The organism is Bacillus sp. TL12, assembly GCF_022625245.1.
GTDB lineage: Bacteria > Bacillota > Bacilli > Bacillales > Bacillaceae_G > Bacillus_A.
Genome location: NZ_JAJJBY010000032.1, coordinates 1 through 17,654, shown reverse-complemented (window position 1 = coordinate 17,654; position 17,654 = coordinate 1). Strand labels below are relative to the sequence as shown.

Sequence of the window (17,654 nt, the reverse complement as noted above, 5' to 3'; positions counted from 1 at the left end):
AGTCTCTTTTTTCTTACCCATTCCTTACAAATTCCTTACGTTCAAAAAAGCTTGTAGAATCATCGTTTCTACAAGCTAAAACTTCATTTTTTTCAGTACAATTGTAAATACCGTTTTCTCATATGGCTTACTAGAAAGATGAATTTCTCCCCCTAAAGCCTCTACAAGTCGCTTTGTAATTGTAAGTCCAAGGCCACTTCCTTGATACAATCGGTTCCTCGAATCTTCTAACGTGTACATCCGTTCAAATACTTTATCAATATGAGATTCATCAATTCCTTTTCCCCTGTCCCATACATCAACGTACACACAACTATCATCATCTCTTAATGTCATACCAAGTGTTCTACCATCATATCCATACGCAATCGCGTTTGATATTAAATTGTTTAGCACTCGTCCCAATACTTCAGCATTTCCAAGTGCGTATACATTTTTCTCCGGTATATCGATATGCACCTCAAATCCTTTCGTCGTCAATAAATCATAAAACGATAAAATTCGCTCTCGGCACACTTCATTCATGTTCACCTTTGTCATTTCGATTGCTTTATCCCCAGACTCTAATTTCGCCAAATCAAAGAACTTATGAATGAGTTCCATCACTTCTAATGTTTTTAAATGTACCTTTTCTAGCAAAATTTGTTGTTCTTCTTTATTTATCGTTTTATCCACATTTAACATTTCTGCATATCCAAGAATAACAGTAAGCGGTGTTTTTAAATCGTGTGAAATATTAGAAAGCATCTTTCTCATCGAAATCTCGACCTTCACATGATCAGCATTCGTTTTTTGTTTCGCATCTAATAAATGATTAATCGCTACTAATAACTTTTGCAGTTCTTTATCATCCGTCACAACTAATAATTTCTCACCCGTTCGCTGCTTTATAATATTCTCTAATTTTTCATATGTATAACGTACATTCGCACTCTTGCTTTTTCCTATTCTATATTGAAAATAAATTGCACCTAATAATATGAAAATAACAATCGTTAACAGAGAGATCATACTATATCACTTCCAGCTTATAGCCAATGCCCCATAGTGTTTTAATATACTTTGGATGAGATGGATCATCTTCAATCTTTTCACGCAACCTTCTCATATGAACATTAATTACATTATCATCACCATAATATTCTTCATTCCAAATCAAGTTATAAATTTGCGATTTTGTAAATACACGATTTTGATTTTTCACAAACAGTTTTAAAATCTCAAACTCTTTTAAAGTAAGTTTTAATTGTTTATCTTGTTTATGCACAGTAAAGTTAATTGGATCAATTTTCAAATCACCAATCTCAATAATTTCTTCTTTTTGCTGCGAATTTGAATATTTTGTTGATCTTCGAATACTAGCTTTAACTCTCGCTGCCAGCTCAATCATAGAAAATGGCTTACAAATATAGTCATCCGCTCCAAGCCCTAAACCAACCGCCTTATCAACATCCGTATCTTTCGCTGACATCATTAAAATTGGAACCGCACTTTTTTCGCGAATCATTCTGACGACCTCTAAACCATCTAACTTCGGCATCATAATATCAAGGATAATCAAATCAAATGAACCTTTAAAAAATGTGATAACTCCTTCTTCTCCGTCTGATGCGATTGTAACTTGAAAGCCTTCTTTTACTAAATATGTTTCAACCATCTCTTGAATTGAGACGTCATCTTCAACTAATAAAATATGATGTGACATGTTTCCATCCCCTTTATTACAATCATTAACATTTTCATTGTATCGTAACTACCGGAGACGGAAAAGAATTATATGAATTTTCAAACCAACTTCCTTTCCTCCTCCAACAATGATATGATAAAATTCACTACTAATATGTACAAATTCACTTTATATAAAGGAGACTTACCATGTCAGAAAATAAAAAAGTAAGCTTAGCTGATTTAATGCGCGAGCAACTTGCAAAGAAAAAGCAAGGAAATGGGAATGGCGCAAATGCGAAAAACCAAAGTCAAGCAACGAAAAAACTACAAAACCAACAAACGAAGAAAACAAACAATCAACGTAGACGTACAGGTGTGTAAATGAACGGGCAAAAACGAGTAAACATTTCACCAGGTCTTGAAGTTGATATTGTCTTAAAAAAAGATCAACGTACTGGTATACTCACTCGAGGGATTGTAAAAGACATTTTGACAAACTCACCGTCTCATCCGCACGGTATTAAAGTGCGATTGCAAGATGGACAAGTCGGTAGAGTACAGCATATTGTTCAATAAGAAAAGGAGCTCACTTTGAAATTGAGCTCCTTTTTTCTATCGTTTTTTGTCTGCAAGTAAATATCTAGTACATTTGCACTGATATATTATGATTATCCTTTAATTTTTTTGATGAAGACTACTTTTAAATAGTCGCCTTCTTTAAATTGATCAATTGTGCGGAAATCTTCCGGCAGTGAATGTTCTTCTAATATTTTATATTTCCCGTTCATTTCTTTAAATGCTGTGTCGATAAAGCCTTTAAATTTCTTCATATCAAATGTACTGCAATTTGTAGAAGCAACAATAATACCATTATTTTCTGTAATAGCGATTGTTTCTTTTAATAAGTTCTTATAATCTTTCGCTGCACTAAATGTATATTTTTTAGATCGTGCAAAGCTCGGAGGATCTAATACGACCATATCGAATTTCATTTGTTTCTTCGCTGCATATTTAAAGTAATGGAATACATCTTCTACGATAATATCTTGCGCTTCATAGTCGATGCCATTTACGCTAAATTGTTCAATTGTTTTACTTAAGCTACGGTTTGCAAGGTCAACACTAGTTGTTTTTGTTGCTCCGCCAAGTGCTGCAAACACAGAGAAAGCACCTGTGTAAGAAAACATATTTAACACTGTTTTCCCTTTCGCATACGTATCACGAATTTGTTTTCTAACGTTACGCTGATCTAAAAATACGCCGACCATTGCTCCGTCATTTAAATACACTGCAAAGTTTACACCGTTCTCTTTCACGATGATTGGAAACTCACCGCGTTCTCCAGTTACAAAGTCATCTTCTTCAATATACTTTCCTTTTGTATCAAAACGCTTCTTCTGATAAATACCTTTAAAGTTCGCTACTTTTTGAAGGGCTCCAATAATCTCCTCTTTGAATGAATAGATTCCTTCACTATACCAGCTTATTACATAATACCCATCGTAATAATCGATGATTAAACCACCAAGGCCATCACCTTCACCATTTACAACGCGGAATGCAGTTGTATCATTTGATTTGTAAAAACCTTTTCTCTTATGTAGCGCCGATTTGATTTTTCGTTCAAAGAAAGCTTGATCAATGTGTTCTTGCTCTTTTCGAGTTAAAATCCAGCCGTATCCTTTATTTTGTTTTCCGTAGTAGCCTTTACCAAGAAATTGGTTCTTCTCATCAACAATTTTGATGATTGTTCCCTCTTCACGTATATCATTTAAGTTTTGGATCGCATCTTTTAAAATAAGTGGGTAACCACTTTTAATTTCTTTTATAAATTTCGGTTTTATCTTTACAGTTACTTCTGATCGCATGTAATGTCTTCCTTTCCATTTGAATGCTTTCTCTCTAGTAGGAAGCATTTAAAAAACGAGACTGAAAAAACAGCCTCGTTTCACTATACCATAATATTGCTTTGCGAGTACAACTAGCTCGTCACCTAGCGCAACTGTTAACTACTTCTCTACAACAACTTCTTGTTTCTGAAAAACAGAAACAACATATCCAGCAAACATGCCGATTAATCCTGGAACGAGCCAGCCAATCCCTACACTATAAAATGGAACTTTTTCTAGAATCGGCGCTAGTGCTGCAATTTGAATATGCGCATTATTTAAACCATCAAAGAAACTAATAACAAATGCTCCTACAATTCCGCCCACATACATCGCTAGTGGGATACGAATGTAATTTTCAATAAGTGATAATACGATTAATACGATTCCAATTGGATAGATTGCAATCAAAATTGGTAACGCTAATGCATTTAGTTGTGTTAAACCAAGGTTTGCTACCATAAATGCTAATGCGCAGAAGATGAAAACAACTTTTTGATACGAAAGCTTTGGTAGTAATGCTGAGAAATACTCTCCACAAGCTGCGACGATTCCAACAGAAGTTGTTAAACATGCCGCTGCAATTGCTACGCCAAGTAATAGTGTACCGTAACTACCGAATAAATGATGTACAACGTTTGTTAAAATAACGCCGCCGTTCTCCCCCATACCAAGCGATACACTAGAAGCTCCAAGATAAGCAAGTGCCAAGTAAACGATAAGCAAACCAAATGCCGCAATAATTCCTGCAATAATTGTGACTTTCTCAATACTTTTCTTATTTGTAATTCCTTGTCCTTTTAAAGTATTAATAACTACATTTCCGAAAACAAGTGCTGCCAATCCATCTAATGTTAAATATCCATCAATAACTCCTTTAAAAAGCGGATCTTTATAATTTTCAGTTGGTGCACCAAACTCGCCTATTGGAGAAATTAATGCTTTCACTACAATCACTGCAATAATGGCTAATAAAATCGGCGTTAATACTTTCCCGATGCGCCCTACTAGTTTCGAAGGATTTAATGCTAGATAAAAAGTAACCGCAAAGAAAATAAACGTAAACATAACAAGTGGATATCCCGCACTAGCCACTGAACTTGGTAAAAATGGTGCAACGGCCATTTCATAAGCAACAGTTCCTGTACGGGGTACACTAACAAATACACCTAAGCATAAATAAATCGCAACGATGAAAACAAGTGCAAATAACGGATGAACACGACCTGCGAGTTTATTAATATCTCCTTTTAAAGCAATGGCGATAACTCCCAGTAAAGGCAGCCCTACACCTGTAATCACAAAACCAAACAATGCAATCCATACATCTGTTCCAGCACTTTGTCCTAATGCTGGCGGAAAAATCATATTACCTGCACCGAAGAATAACGCAAATAACATTAAACTTATCGCAAATATCTCAGATAATTTTAAAGATGATTTCATTTTTTTCTACCTCCTAAAAAAATCATTTAAAAGACAAAATATTCAGAAATAAAAACTCGTTACATTTCCTCTTTCAATCCTACTTGCCCTATAAAAGAACGCAAAAAACACCCGTCCCTAACAAAGGGACGAGTGTTGAAATCGTGGTTCCACCCTTATTCTAATAAAATGAATGTATAACAAAATAAACTCATTTTATAGCTCGTGTAAATTGATAACGGTTTTATCCGCCAAGAATTACAATGCGTCATGCAGTTCACTCTTGAAGTTTAGAGGTGGTAAGTGTACCTTTTCGTATTAGGAAGCTCACAGCCTAAGGCTTCCCTCTCTGAAAATCGTAAAAAATAACTCATGTCCTCATCATTACTTTTTCAAAATATATTGTCGAATCTTGTTGTTTTTTATTATATGGGCTATTTTCAAAAAAATCAATAGTTATATTTTTTCTGACAAAAATAAAAAGGAGAAAAAGGACTAGCTCCTTCTCTCCCTATAACTGCCGCACTAGTTCTTGTAACTCTTGCTCTGTGACATTTCGCCACTTTCCAACTTCTAATCCATCAAGCTTAATATTCATAATTCGTACCCGTTGTAGCTTCGTTACCGTATATCCAAACGCCCTACTCATTCGGCGAATTTGCCGATTCATTCCTTGCGTTAACACAATTCGGAATGTAGAACCATCTACTCGCGTTACTTTACATGGCTTCGTCATCCCGTCTTTAATCTTCACGCCATGAGACATACTGTCAATAAACCAATCTGTAAAAGGCTTATCAACTGTTACAATATATTCTTTTTCGTGATCATGATCTCCGTGTAAAATTTGATTGGCAATCGCTCCATCGTTCGTTAACAAAATTAAACCTTCCGACGCTTTATCTAAACGACCAACAGGAAAGATTCTCTCCGGGTGCTTAATGTAATCAATAATGTTTCCTTCAATATGTTCCGCAGCCGTACAAGTAATCCCAACAGGTTTATGGAAGGCAATATAGATTTTTTCTTTATCCTCTTTTTCAATCGCTTTACCATCAATCGATACAATATCATCCGTCGTAACAATCATGCCATGTGTACAAATTTCACTGTTAATTGCCACGCGTCCTGCTTTAATGAGGCGATCTGTTTCTCGTCTTGAGCAGGATAATGCTTCGCTTATAAATTGGTTAATTTTCATCGTCTATTCCTTTTTCTATAGATTATCCAAAAAGAAAAAGCGTCAATCACAGGCGGTATAAATCATACTGAGATTGACGCTCTCTTACTTCGCAAAAACCACTAAATAAATAATCCCAATGACAAAAAATATGCCGCAACAAGCTAACAATACTTTTGCAAGTTTGTCCATAAACATAATGGTTTACCCCTTTTGCTTGGTTTTGTGCTATTTTAATTCGACAACTGTTACGCCGAGGCCTCCCTCGCCCATATCACCGTAGCGGAAGTTTTTCACGCCGCGATGTTTTTTCAAGTAATCTTGTACACCTTGGCGAAGTGCTCCTGTTCCTTTTCCGTGAATAATCGATACGCGCGGATAGTTTGCAAGCTGTGCATCGTCTAAATACTTTTCTACACGCATCATCGCATTTTCAAAGCGCTCACCGCGAAGATCAAGTTCTAAGGAAACATGATAATCTCTTCCCTTAACAGTCGCAACTGCTTTTTTCTCAACCGGTTGTGGAGAGTTAATGTATTCCATATCAGATTCTTTTACTTTCATTTTTAGAATACCAATTTGGACATTCCATTCATTCTCGCTTACTTTTTTCAACAACTGGCCTTTTTGACCGAACGTCAATACTTTCACTTCATCGCCAGCTCGTAATTGTTGTTTTGGCGCTGTATTTTTCACTTTTACTTTTTGTTTTTTCACAAGTTCTGGCGCTGCCCCTTCTAGACGGCTTTTCGCTTCAATTAACTCATGATCTTTCACATTTGCAAGCTGCGCTTTACGCAATTGACGAAGTTCATGAATGATTCCTTCTGCTTCTTTTTTCGCAGCTTCTACTTTTTCTTCGCCCTCTTTTTGCGCTTTTAGTAATCTTTCATCACGCTCATCGTTAAATTCAATAATTTGACGCTGTAATTCACGATGCAGTTTTTCAGATTGTTTTCGATGTTCTTCTGCTTCGTTCCATTCGCGCTCTGCATTTTTTTGACTTTCTTCCAATTTTGCAATCATATTTTCAATTTTATTTGTATCGGTACTAATATGATTACGAGCACGGTCAATTACGCGATCAGATAAACCAAGGCGTTTTGAAATTTCAAAAGCGTTACTGCGTCCTGGTACACCGATTAATAACTTATAAGTTGGACTTAATGTATTTACATCAAACTCCACACTCGCATTAATAACTTGCTCACGATTGTAACCATATGCTTTTAGCTCTGGATAATGCGTCGTTGCAACAACGCGTGCTCCGCGGTTATATACTTCATCTAAAATTGAAATCGCAAGGGCTGCCCCTTCTTGAGGGTCTGTTCCAGCACCTAATTCATCAAATAATACTAAGCTTTCAAAATCAGCTTTTTCTAAAATATCTACAATGTTCACCATATGTGAGGAGAACGTACTTAAACTTTGTTCAATCGATTGTTCATCACCGATATCAGCAAAGATATTTTTAAACACACAAATCTCTGATTCATCCATTACTGGAATATGAAGACCAGATTGCGCCATTAATACACAGATGCCGACTGTTTTTAATGTAACTGTCTTACCACCTGTATTCGGGCCTGTAATAACAATTGTTGTGAAGTCTTTACCAAGCCTAATATCGTTTGGCACAATAATTTCCGGATCAATCAGCGGATGACGTGCTTGTCGTAAATCCATATATCGCTCATTATTTACAATTGGTTTCGTTGCTTTAATACGCTTTGCATAAAATGCTTTTGCGAAAATAAAGTCAAGGTTTGCGATAACCTCTACGTTTGCTAACACAATATCCGCTTCGACTGCTACTTCTTCTGTTAACATCATTAAGATACGTTCTACTTCTTGTTTTTCTTTCACACGCGCTTCTTGCAACGCGTTATTTAGTTCCACAATGACTTGTGGCTCAATAAATAACGTTTGCCCAGACGCTGATTGATCATGAACAATACCACCATATACACCGCGGTATTCCTGTTTTACAGGAATTACATAGCGATCGTTACGGATTGTCACAATTGCATCTGATAACATCTTTTGCGCATTAGAAGATCTCGTCATATTTTCAAGTTTCTCACGAATGCGACTTTCCGCAGTGCGGATTTGGTTACGAATGCCGCGCAGTTTATCACTCGCGCTATCAAGTACTTCGCCACCATCGCCAACGCAGCTTGTAATTTTCTTTTCTAAATCATATAAAGATACAATTTGTGCCACATGTGTTTCTAAGATTGGTAACTCTACGCCATTATCAATCATATCTTCAATAAATCGCTTCATTTGACGACTACCATACATTGTACTTGCGATATCAAGAAGTTCATGCGGGCTTAACATACTTCCAATTTTTGCACGTTTTACATTCGGACGAATATCAAAAATTCCGCCGAGTGGCACATGCCCTTTTAAACGGATGACTTTTGCTGCTTCATCCGTTGTTTCTTGCATTTCTACAATTTCTTCAAAATCTGTACTTGGCATAAGGCTCTTCACTTTATCACGACCAAGCGAAGATGCAACATGCTCAAGCAATTGTTCTTTTACTTTGTTATATTCTAATACACGCAACGTTCGTTCTAACATAGTTGCACGTCCCCCTTGTGTTACTTATTCCGTTTAATATAGTCTAATAAACGTTCAATATCCCATGTATTAATCACGGTATCTTTTTGAATCCAACCTTTACGCGCTGCCGCTACACCTGTCTCCATATCTTCTAACATTTCAAGTGTATGAGCATCTGTATTAATTGCTACTTTTACACCAGCATCTTGTGCTTGTTTTAATAGCTTTGCGCTTAAATCTAAACGGTTCGGATTCGCATTTAATTCTAAAACTGTATCCGTTTCTTTTGCGAGTTCAATCAGTAAATCTGTATCTACATCGTACCCTTCGCGGCGCCCAAGAAGACGACCTGTTGGGTGAGCAATCATTGTAACATGCTTATTTTCAATCGCTGTGCGCAAACGTTTCATAATTGTTTCACGATCTTGTGAGAAGCTAGAATGAATTGCACCAATGACATAATCCAGTTCCGCTAATACCTCATCATCAAAATCGAGTGTTGCATCTGGTAAAATATCCATTTCGATTCCGCGTAAAATTGTGATATCCGGGTATTTTTCATTAATACGCTCAATTTCTTTTCCTTGTTCACGAAGACGTTCTTTCGTTAAACCATTTGCCACTTTCAAGTATTGTGAATGGTCGGTAATTGCCATAAATTTATACCCACGAGCGCGGCATGCTTGTACCATTTCTTCAATCGAAAAAGCACCGTCACTCCATGTTGTATGCATATGTAAATCACCTTGTATATCAGAGAACTGAATTAAATTCGGATATTCTTGAATTAACTCAATCTCTTTTCCATCTTCACGTACTTCTGGCGGAATAAACGGCAGGCCAAAATGAGCAAAGAATGCCCCTTCTGTTTCAAAAGTTTTCACTTCACCTGTTTCTAAGTTTTCCACACCGTATTCACTAATCTTCTCGCCTTTATCTTTTGCAATTTGGCGCATTCTTACGTTATGATCTTTTGAACCTGTGAAATGATGAAGTGTTGTAATAAATTCTTCAGGTTTCACAAGACGGAAGTCAATTGAAATGTCATATTCATATTGAAGGCGAACCGATACTTTTGTATCACCGCTTGCAATCACTTCAATCATATTATCAAACTGTAGTAAATGTTCACGTACTGCTGCTGGGTTTTCCGTTGCGATAATGAAATCTAAATCTTTCACTGTTTCACGAACGCGGCGCAAGCTACCAGCGCGAGAGAACCGAATAATTTCCTGGATATTCGACAATTTCTCTTCTATTTCCCCGGCAATAGGCAGGACCATTACGATTGGTAAACGCTCTGGACGAGACCCAACTTGAGCAATTGCTTCTAATATTTTCTCTTCTGTTTTCTTTCCAAATCCAGCAAGTGCCTGTACTTTGTTTTCTTCACACGCTTTTTGCAATGTCTCCATATCAATAACGCCAAGCTCTTTGTATAACTTCGCTACTTTCTTTCCACCAAGCCCTGGTAATTTTAATAATGGTAATAGGCTGCTTGGCACTTCCTTTTCAAGCTCCTCTAATACTTCTGAAGTTCCAGCTTCAATATATTCTTGAATAACCGCCGCTGTTCCTTTTCCGATTCCCGGAATTTTTGTAAAATCTTCAATTTCAGAAAGACTACGATCGTCACTTTCTAACGCTGCTGCCGCTTTACGAAATGCTGATATTTTAAATGGATTTTCGCCCTTTAATTCCATAAAAAGGCCAATTGTTTCCAGTAATTTAATCACTTGTTTTTTATTCACTTTCATTCTTACCCCGCCTTTCTTTCATAGAAAAAACTCCTCTTTCCGAAAAAAGAGAAGTTATACTCTGCTACCAGTCTGCCATAGTTCCTTCACCTTTTCAGAAAGAATCGGTGTATCGTCTATAATGATTTTGCTAATTGATGATTTTTGTAATGGTGTTTGTACTTGTTCAATTGGAAGAATTGTTCCAATAATAATTAAGACAAACAAAATAATATACACTTCCAAAAAGCCAAGAAGTGCCCCAGCAAACGCATTTACTTGCTTTAAAACCGGGATTTCTGTAAACATATTCAGCAGATTTCCAAGCAATGAAAGTGCGATTTTTGTAATAATAAATAATACAATAAATGCAATTGCTTGATAGAATACTGCTTCGATATTATTCGCATCAATCCATTCTGGAACCGATACGTTCTTATCAAATGGATACGGAATAAATCTCTCGAGCACTGGAGCTAAATCTTTGCAGTACCAGTATGCAACAAGGTATGCGATAATAAAGCTTGTTAACTTTACAAGTTGTAAGACAAATCCTCTTTTTAAACCGAGGAAAAATCCCATAACAAGCAACAAAATGATAATAATATCAATCATGTTATTCCATTCCTTTTTTTGTCATACTTTCTTTCAATTTTTCATGTTCATCTTTTAATTTTATGTAATCGTGTATGACGTTTACCGCCGTCAATACCGCTAGTCTACTCGTATCAAGCGAAGGATTCTTGGCATTGAGTTCGCGCATTTTATCATCCACAATCGCTGCTACCATGCGGATATGACTTGTACTTTCATCGCCAACAACTGAATATTGTTGACCATAGATTTCTACATTAATTCGACTTTTATTTCCCTTTTGTTGTGACAACTCACCGGCCTCCAATCACGTACAGAATCCTAAAGTTTATCATACCATGAACCATCATAATATGGAAACAGAAAGAACAATCCGATATGATAAAAATAACAATATAGAAAAGGAGCGACTACTTTGTCAAATTCTATTGTAATCCAAACAAATCCTGCAACAATTGAAGATATGAAACAAAAGTACAAACAAGCAATTGCCCCGAAAGTTCCGCAAGGCGGTGTCTTTATGGCAAAAGTCCCATCTTGCACAATTACAGCCTATAAATCCGGTAAAGTAATGTTTCAAGGTATTCGTGCTCAGGAAGAAGCAGCACACTGGCAAGATGTTTCCCAAGCACCAAAATCTCTTGGTGAGAAAACAGTAAATTCGCATCGCTACGCTCCGCCTGCTTCTATTGGAACAATGTCTATAGCCGGATCTGATGAAGTGGGAACTGGAGATTACTTCGGCCCAATGACAGTTGTTGCTGTATATGTAGATGCAAAGCAAATTCCATTATTAAAAGAACTTGGTGTAAAAGACTCAAAAAACTTAAATGATGTACAAATTGCCGAAATCGCAAAACAACTACTTAACGTCGTTCCTTACAGTTCTCTCGTTTTGCATAACGAAAAATATAACGAAATGTTCGAAAAAGGAAACAATCAAGGGAAACTTAAAGCGCTCTTACACAATAAGGCTCTTACAAATTTACTGAAAAAGATTGCGCCGACAAAACCAGAAGGCATCCTAATTGACCAATTTGCGCAGCCTGATACATATTACAAATACTTAGCAAAACAAAAAGAAGTACAGCGTGAAAATGTTTACTTCGCCACGAAAGGCGAAAGTGTCCACTTAGCAGTAGCAGCAGCGTCCATCTTAGCTCGTTACTCATTCGTAAAACAATTTGATGAGCTAAGCAAAAAAGCGGGTCTGCCCCTTCCAAAAGGGGCAGGCAAGCAAGTTGATATTGCCGCAGCTAAACTGATTCAAAAACTAGGGAAAGAACGACTTCCTGAGTTTGTGAAACTTCACTTTGCAAATACAGAGAAAGCATTTCGTTTATTGAAAAAATAGCTAGTTTTTAGTATCGACAATATATAAATGAACTAAACAAGGCGAAAAGAATCCGTATTTCTTTTCGCCTTGTTTTTTTGTTATAATTTAAATATACAGAAATTTCGTTCTATTAAAGTTCAATTCTTTACACACTCATTATAAAACTATACAAAAGAGGGGGATTACTTTGTTATTACTACAAATGATTTTGAATGTTTTAATAGGTAAACCACATGAAAAACAAAGCAGGATTAGAGAAAATATCCGATTATTAAACGAAGAACCAAAGTTTAATGAATTAATAGAACGGTACGGCAGATCTATTCTATTAAAATTTCGAGTTCGCAAATATATTAGTACTTATGATGCTTACGAATTGATTCATAACCCTAACAAACTTGAACAATTTTGTAAAGAGCTTGAGAAAATGGTTTCAAAATGACAATACTTATAATAAGTCAGAGATAGGAATATTTACCTAAAAAAGAGCAGCTATTGAATCACTTTACAATAAAATTGTGAAAGAAATTGAAAATAAGAAAAATAAAACCGTATAAAAAGAGTAGTCATCTTGACTACTCTTTTTATACGGTTAACTACGCTTTTGTCTCTTATTTGATGAAGGCACTTTAAAGGAACCAGTTTCGTGCGTTGTAGTTCCTTGTCCTTCAACTTGCGAGGAACCAAGGCTTGCTCTAGAAGGATCTTTTTTTACTTTTTTACCCATTTCATTCACCCCTTTTTGTTACTTTTTACTTAGAAATAAGAAAGTATACAGCACAAAAAAGAGAGAGGATTTTCCTCTCTCTTTTTGCATATCTTAAAACTCCGAAGAACCTGGAGTTCTTGGGAATGGAATTACGTCACGGATGTTTGCCATACCAGTGATGTACATTAGGAAACGTTCAAAACCTAGACCAAATCCAGCATGTTTTGTACCGCCGTATTTTCTAAGTTCTAAGTACCACCAGTAGTCTTCTTCATTCATGCCTAATTCTTTAATTCTGTCTACTAAAACATCCATTCTTTCTTCACGTTGGCTTCCGCCGATTAATTCGCCGATGCCAGGAACTAGAAGATCAGTAGCAGCTACTGTTTTACCATCATCGTTCATACGCATGTAGAATGCTTTAATATCTTTTGGATAGTCTGTTACAAATACAGGACGTTTGAAAATTTCCTCTGATAAGTATCTTTCATGCTCTGTTTGTAAGTCAATACCCCATTCTACTGGATATTTGAAGTCTGCACCTGATTCTTGAAGCACTTTAATTGCTTCTGTGTATGTGATACGACCGAAGTCAGAGTTAATTACGTTGTTCATGCGCTCAAGAACTGTTTTATCAACAAAGCTGTTGAAGAATTCCATTTCTTCTGGTGCATGCTCTAGTACGTATTTCATTGCATATTTCAGCATATCTTCTGTAAGATCCATTACATCTTCAAGTTCAGCGAATGCAATCTCAGGCTCAACCATCCAGAACTCAGCAGCGTGGCGAGTTGTGTTTGAGTTTTCAGCACGGAATGTAGGTCCGAATGTGTATACATCACGGAACGCTAATGCATAAGCTTCAGCATTAAGTTGTCCACTTACTGTTAAGTTTGTTTCTTTACCGAAGAAGTCTTTTGATTCGTCAACTTGTCCGTCTTCACCTTTTGGTAAGTTGTTTAAGTCTTGCGTTGTCACGCGGAACATTTCGCCTGCACCTTCTGTATCACTACCAGTGATGATTGGTGTGTGAACATGTACGAAACCACGCTCTTGGAAGAACTGGTGAATTGCAAATGCTGCGATAGAACGTACACGGAATGTTGCTGAGAATGCATTTGTTCTTGGGCGTAAGTGAGCGATTGTACGTAAGTATTCAAACGTGTGACGTTTCTTTTGAAGTGGGTAATCAGAATCTGATAAGCCCTCGATATCAATTTTGTCTGCTTTAATTTCAAATGGTTGCTTTGCTCCAGGTGTTGCAATTACTTTACCTTCTACTTTAACTGAAGAGCTAAGTGGAAGCTTTGCAATTTCTTTGAAGTTCTCTAATTCTGTATCGAAAACGATTTGAACGCTTTTGAAGAAGCTACCGTCGTTTAATTCGATGAAACCGAATGCTTTTGAATCACGTAAGTTACGAATCCAACCTGATACTTGTACTGTTTGATCTGCATACTTTTCTGTATCTCTATACAGACTTTTTACTAATGTGTTTTTCATAGCGAAATTCTCCTTTGCTGATATATTTAAATACAAAAAAACCTTTCATCCATAAAGGGACGAAAGGTTAAACTTCGCGGTACCACCCAATTTGTCATAAAGACCAACTTTAACTCGTATGTAATACATACTTCCCGGTTTGTAACAGGCCGGATTCCCGTCTAAGTCTACTCTTGAATACAAGTTTCAATTTCGGTTAGCAACTCCAAGGTGTTCTTCATATATACCGCCTCATCAGGCTCTCACCGTCCCTGACTCGCTATGGATTATAGTATATACTACTTTTCCTTATCATCGTCTTTCATTTTGTTAAACTAAAATTAATGTACTACATTCGAGGGAAAGATGCAAGGTGCCTAGCATAAAAGATATTTCAACTTTCTTCCATGATAATTCCGGTATCAATGTAAAAAGTCTTACCTGTTTGCGCTTCAATCATCTTCACATGCCCGTTAGTCTTAGGGAAGGCAGGCATGTAGCACGCATGATAACTAGTCATATCTTTGTCAATTTCTTTCCCCCATGAAAACTCCAAATCTACAGCGTTGATTATACTTGCTTTCGCTTCTTCAATCGAAATGCTTGGTTCTATAGAAATGCCAACGATCTCCTTTTCATCAAAGCCACAAGCGTGAAAACGGGTAATAATTCCAGATTCTTTTCCTACGCTAATTGTCATACTATACATATTTACTTTGACCTCATGATACATAGGTTGAAAATAAAAAACATACTCCGATTCATAGTCTTCATCCCCTTCTTCCCACATAAGGTGATGAGAAGGATGACTCTTCTCAATCATAAATCGCTCATTCGCATCTGGATAACGAGCAAATAAAAATTGTAGCGCCCTTTCTCTTGCTTCTTCTTCTGTTAAGGCTTCTTTATTCTGTTTATATTGCTCATTATTCACTATACTCGTATATTTCCCAGTCTCTTTATCTAAACAAACTTGAATCGCCTGCGACGGTTGTTCCTCTTCTCCTTGGACGATATGTTGTACCTGTTCTTTCCTCACCCAAAATTCTATGACTTCATTATCCACTATATTTGTATGAAAATTTATATGTTTATCACTTAATCCTACGAGTTCTCGAATCATATCGTTTTGGACTATACGTTTTTCTATCTTTTCATATATTTGCAGAAACCCATCATAACTTTCGATTGTATGCAGTTCTCCATCAGGTGCAACATCCATTACATGGTCTTTCGGTACATATACAAGATGATACGTATCATCGCCATTGGAAAATGTTTCTTTATCGACCTTTGAAATCATTAATTCAAGCTCTAGGTTTTCTATATACTTCTTTTTCGCTTCTTCTTTTGAAATTGTATTTTCCGGATAATTAATTTGATATTCCTCTACATGAGAAAAAAGTTGGTACAGACGACCATCTTTTGTAAAATCAATTGTGAAACCTGAATTCGGTAAAAACACTCCAAATCTCTCATCTTTCTTTTCATAAACAATGTGATACATCATATCGAATTCAATGATACATGCAAAAAAAGCTGACTGTATGAGATGCGGAGTAAATGTATTTATAAAAGATTGTACTTTTTCATATATTTCTGCATGGGGTAGTTGATTATCCTCTACCTCCTCTAACTCTATGTACGATTGAAAATAGTCTATTTCCCCATTTTCATTCAATCCATAACATGCTAACGATTGATCTGTACGTTTCTCAACAATCTCAAATACATTCTCTTCATCTTCTAAAGCAACTGTGCATAATTCTATATGTTCGTTCACTTTTAAATATGGCTTTAATTGCTCAATTATTTTTTTCATAAATCCCCTCCGTCAAAATAAATATTTATTCCAAATTATAAACGCTGAAAAGACATTTCATTTTTCTTCTATACATGACAGTAGCTCATTTTTTCAATTCATTGTTAAAAACATGCATCTACAACTAAAAAAGCATATCCTACACTATACATTATTGAAAAGTGAGGAAGCACGAATGAATCCATATTATAAGAAACATTCCGTTACAAACATACCTTTTTTCCTGATATCGGCCTACCAGAACTTCCTAAAATTCAAAAACCAATAAAATTATCCAAATCTGCCAAATTCAAAAAAAAAAAAAAAAAAAATCAAACCAGCAAAACCTCCTAAAGCAATAACAATGTGCTGCAGGCAAATTGTAGAACATAAGATCCAGCTAATTCCTCCTGCCAAAAAAGGAACTGTCACAGTTGATAAGCACATATTTACTACAATTGAAAAGGTGTGTTCAGAAGTAGTCGTCATCCTTGGATTTATCCGTAAAACTGTTACTTATACAGCAGTAATTCATAACAGAGAGATTCCAAATCATAGCATCCAAGATGATATTCCCTTTCAGTGTCTTATAGAATCAAAAGATATTAAAAAAAATCATCACTTTAGCATTAGCGAACAAAAAGTATTCAGTGAGGTTTTCTCTAATGAAGCTAACTTTGGAAGAACTAATACTTTTCTATGGGATAGGAAAACTCTTGCTTTCAATTTTATAGAAAAAGATATTGTAAAAGTTTCCATAAAAACGATTATTTAGCAAATCATTAGTCTCTCTTCATGAACATAAAGTGAGACTTTAATCAGAAGGGGGTTCTTCATCCCCCACCTACCTTCTTTAGAAAAGCGGGAACGGCTCGTTCAAAATCGTAGGACGTTGGAGCTCTAGGCAGAGAGGCGCTTTTTGCCTCGTCCGAGGGAGCGAAACGGCTGAAGATTTTAGCCGTTTCGCTGGATTTTGAGGTGGGGGTCTTACTGCCCGTTAGTGCCGGATAAAGTGAACCTCACCACTCTCTCCGTTCTTCGGTTATGTCTTCTTCTTCCAATCCTGCTATAGCTGCTACTTCTACAATAAATCCATATAATTCTTCTCTTTCTAATGTCTCAATGAAAAAATCTTATTGTTCATTTAATGCATTTAATTCAGTTAATTCACTTAAACTAACTACGACTTTTTCTACACACTCAACAAAAATAAACCAGATGCTTTTCAGCATCTGGTTTATTTTTGTTAACTTGATGGCTATG

17 protein-coding genes and 2 other annotated features are annotated in these 17,654 nt (G+C 36.2%); of the genes, 5 read left to right on the top strand and 12 right to left on the bottom strand.

Features of this window, described 5'->3' with window-relative positions; all coding sequences use genetic code 11:
- Nucleotides 1-75: 75 nt before the first annotated feature.
- Both LOK41_RS22185 and LOK41_RS22180 read right to left on the bottom strand, forming a co-directional pair.
- Nucleotides 76-1,011, bottom strand: coding sequence for a HAMP domain-containing histidine kinase (locus LOK41_RS22185; RefSeq protein WP_241818329.1), 936 nt, complete (start codon nt 1,009-1,011; stop codon nt 76-78).
- 1 nt (nt 1,012) lies between these two features.
- Nucleotides 1,013-1,705 (bottom strand): response regulator transcription factor, encoded by a 693-nt coding sequence (locus LOK41_RS22180; RefSeq protein ID WP_174098793.1) that lies wholly within the window; start codon nt 1,703-1,705, stop codon nt 1,013-1,015.
- 170 nt (nt 1,706-1,875) lie between these two features.
- On the opposite strand from LOK41_RS22180, the gene LOK41_RS22175 reads away from it, so the two are divergent.
- Both LOK41_RS22175 and LOK41_RS22170 read left to right on the top strand, forming a co-directional pair.
- On the top strand, nt 1,876-2,049 hold the full coding sequence (locus LOK41_RS22175; RefSeq protein WP_098337984.1) for a hypothetical protein: 174 nt from the start codon (nt 1,876-1,878) through the stop codon (nt 2,047-2,049).
- On the top strand, nt 2,050-2,244 hold the full coding sequence (locus tag LOK41_RS22170; RefSeq protein WP_174098792.1) for a YwbE family protein: 195 nt from the start codon (nt 2,050-2,052) through the stop codon (nt 2,242-2,244).
- A 92-nt stretch (nt 2,245-2,336) separates the two neighbouring features.
- On the opposite strand, the gene LOK41_RS22165 is transcribed toward LOK41_RS22170, so the two are convergent.
- From LOK41_RS22165 to zapA, 7 genes are all read right to left on the bottom strand, one after another.
- Nucleotides 2,337-3,536 (bottom strand): class I SAM-dependent rRNA methyltransferase, encoded by a 1,200-nt coding sequence (locus LOK41_RS22165; protein ID WP_241818328.1) that lies wholly within the window; start codon nt 3,534-3,536, stop codon nt 2,337-2,339.
- 141 nt (nt 3,537-3,677) lie between these two features.
- A complete protein-coding gene (gene brnQ6, locus LOK41_RS22160) occupies nt 3,678-5,003 on the bottom strand; it encodes a branched-chain amino acid transport system II carrier protein BrnQ6 (protein WP_241818327.1) in 1,326 nt (441 codons plus the stop codon).
- A gap of 121 nt (nt 5,004-5,124) precedes the next feature.
- Nucleotides 5,125-5,376, bottom strand: a binding site (T-box leader).
- 117 nt (nt 5,377-5,493) lie between these two features.
- A complete protein-coding gene (locus LOK41_RS22155) occupies nt 5,494-6,183 on the bottom strand; it encodes a 23S rRNA pseudouridine(2604) synthase RluF (protein WP_241818326.1) in 690 nt (229 codons plus the stop codon).
- Nucleotides 6,184-6,390: 207 nt separating this feature from the next.
- Nucleotides 6,391-8,751: an endonuclease MutS2 gene (locus tag LOK41_RS22150; RefSeq protein ID WP_241818325.1), complete on the bottom strand. Its 2,361-nt coding sequence runs from the start codon at nt 8,749-8,751 to the stop codon at nt 6,391-6,393.
- 20 nt (nt 8,752-8,771) lie between these two features.
- Nucleotides 8,772-10,490, bottom strand: coding sequence for a DNA polymerase/3'-5' exonuclease PolX (polX, locus tag LOK41_RS22145; protein WP_241818324.1), 1,719 nt, complete (start codon nt 10,488-10,490; stop codon nt 8,772-8,774).
- Between the two features lie 54 nt (nt 10,491-10,544).
- Complete coding sequence (locus LOK41_RS22140; protein WP_241818323.1) at nt 10,545-11,084, bottom strand: CvpA family protein; 540 nt, start codon at nt 11,082-11,084, stop codon at nt 10,545-10,547.
- 1 nt (nt 11,085) lies between these two features.
- A complete protein-coding gene (gene zapA, locus LOK41_RS22135; protein ID WP_000082702.1) occupies nt 11,086-11,355 on the bottom strand; it encodes a cell division protein ZapA in 270 nt (89 codons plus the stop codon).
- A 123-nt stretch (nt 11,356-11,478) separates the two neighbouring features.
- On the opposite strand from zapA, the gene rnhC reads away from it, so the two are divergent.
- Both rnhC and LOK41_RS22125 read left to right on the top strand, forming a co-directional pair.
- Nucleotides 11,479-12,417, top strand: a complete 939-nt coding sequence (gene rnhC, locus LOK41_RS22130) for a ribonuclease HIII (protein ID WP_241818322.1) — start codon at nt 11,479-11,481, stop codon at nt 12,415-12,417.
- A 169-nt stretch (nt 12,418-12,586) separates the two neighbouring features.
- Complete coding sequence (locus LOK41_RS22125; RefSeq protein ID WP_241818321.1) at nt 12,587-12,841, top strand: hypothetical protein; 255 nt, start codon at nt 12,587-12,589, stop codon at nt 12,839-12,841.
- A gap of 150 nt (nt 12,842-12,991) precedes the next feature.
- Here the strand turns inward: LOK41_RS22125 and LOK41_RS22120 are convergent, their stop codons facing one another.
- The 3 genes from LOK41_RS22120 to LOK41_RS22110 all read right to left on the bottom strand — a co-directional run bounded on the left by LOK41_RS22120 (nt 12,992) and on the right by LOK41_RS22110 (nt 16,412).
- Complete coding sequence (locus tag LOK41_RS22120) at nt 12,992-13,126, bottom strand: YuzL family protein (RefSeq protein ID WP_174098783.1); 135 nt, start codon at nt 13,124-13,126, stop codon at nt 12,992-12,994.
- Between the two features lie 93 nt (nt 13,127-13,219).
- Nucleotides 13,220-14,611, bottom strand: coding sequence for an asparagine--tRNA ligase (gene asnS / locus LOK41_RS22115; protein ID WP_241818320.1), 1,392 nt, complete (start codon nt 14,609-14,611; stop codon nt 13,220-13,222).
- 52 nt (nt 14,612-14,663) lie between these two features.
- Nucleotides 14,664-14,915, bottom strand: a binding site (T-box leader).
- Nucleotides 14,916-14,984: 69 nt separating this feature from the next.
- Complete coding sequence (locus LOK41_RS22110; RefSeq protein WP_241818319.1) at nt 14,985-16,412, bottom strand: YcdB/YcdC domain-containing protein; 1,428 nt, start codon at nt 16,410-16,412, stop codon at nt 14,985-14,987.
- Nucleotides 16,413-16,857: 445 nt separating this feature from the next.
- Here LOK41_RS22110 and LOK41_RS22105 point away from each other — a divergent pair, with 445 nt between their 5' ends.
- The gene (locus LOK41_RS22105) at nt 16,858-17,166 is read left to right on the top strand and encodes a hypothetical protein (protein WP_241818318.1); all 309 of its coding nucleotides are present in this window, start codon (nt 16,858-16,860) and stop codon (nt 17,164-17,166) included.
- The last annotated feature ends 488 nt before the right edge of the window (nt 17,167-17,654 follow it).

What these genes read in the sequence shown, in the direction of transcription:
- LOK41_RS22185 (WP_241818329.1), bottom strand. Translation starts at nt 1,011, where the DNA reads ATGATCTCTCTGTTAACGATTGTTATTTTCATATTATTAGGTGCAATT.
- LOK41_RS22180 (WP_174098793.1), bottom strand. Translation starts at nt 1,705, where the DNA reads ATGTCACATCATATTTTATTAGTTGAAGATGACGTCTCAATTCAAGAG.
- LOK41_RS22175 (WP_098337984.1), top strand. Translation starts at nt 1,876, where the DNA reads ATGTCAGAAAATAAAAAAGTAAGCTTAGCTGATTTAATGCGCGAGCAA.
- LOK41_RS22170 (WP_174098792.1), top strand. Translation starts at nt 2,050, where the DNA reads ATGAACGGGCAAAAACGAGTAAACATTTCACCAGGTCTTGAAGTTGAT.
- LOK41_RS22165 (WP_241818328.1), bottom strand. Translation starts at nt 3,536, where the DNA reads ATGCGATCAGAAGTAACTGTAAAGATAAAACCGAAATTTATAAAAGAA.
- brnQ6 (WP_241818327.1), bottom strand. Translation starts at nt 5,003, where the DNA reads ATGAAATCATCTTTAAAATTATCTGAGATATTTGCGATAAGTTTAATG.
- LOK41_RS22155 (WP_241818326.1), bottom strand. Translation starts at nt 6,183, where the DNA reads ATGAAAATTAACCAATTTATAAGCGAAGCATTATCCTGCTCAAGACGA.
- LOK41_RS22150 (WP_241818325.1), bottom strand. Translation starts at nt 8,751, where the DNA reads ATGTTAGAACGAACGTTGCGTGTATTAGAATATAACAAAGTAAAAGAA.
- polX (WP_241818324.1), bottom strand. Translation starts at nt 10,490, where the DNA reads ATGAAAGTGAATAAAAAACAAGTGATTAAATTACTGGAAACAATTGGC.
- LOK41_RS22140 (WP_241818323.1), bottom strand. Translation starts at nt 11,084, where the DNA reads ATGATTGATATTATTATCATTTTGTTGCTTGTTATGGGATTTTTCCTC.
- LOK41_RS22120 (WP_174098783.1), bottom strand. Translation starts at nt 13,126, where the DNA reads ATGGGTAAAAAAGTAAAAAAAGATCCTTCTAGAGCAAGCCTTGGTTCC.
- asnS (WP_241818320.1), bottom strand. Translation starts at nt 14,611, where the DNA reads ATGAAAAACACATTAGTAAAAAGTCTGTATAGAGATACAGAAAAGTAT.
- LOK41_RS22110 (WP_241818319.1), bottom strand. Translation starts at nt 16,412, where the DNA reads ATGAAAAAAATAATTGAGCAATTAAAGCCATATTTAAAAGTGAACGAA.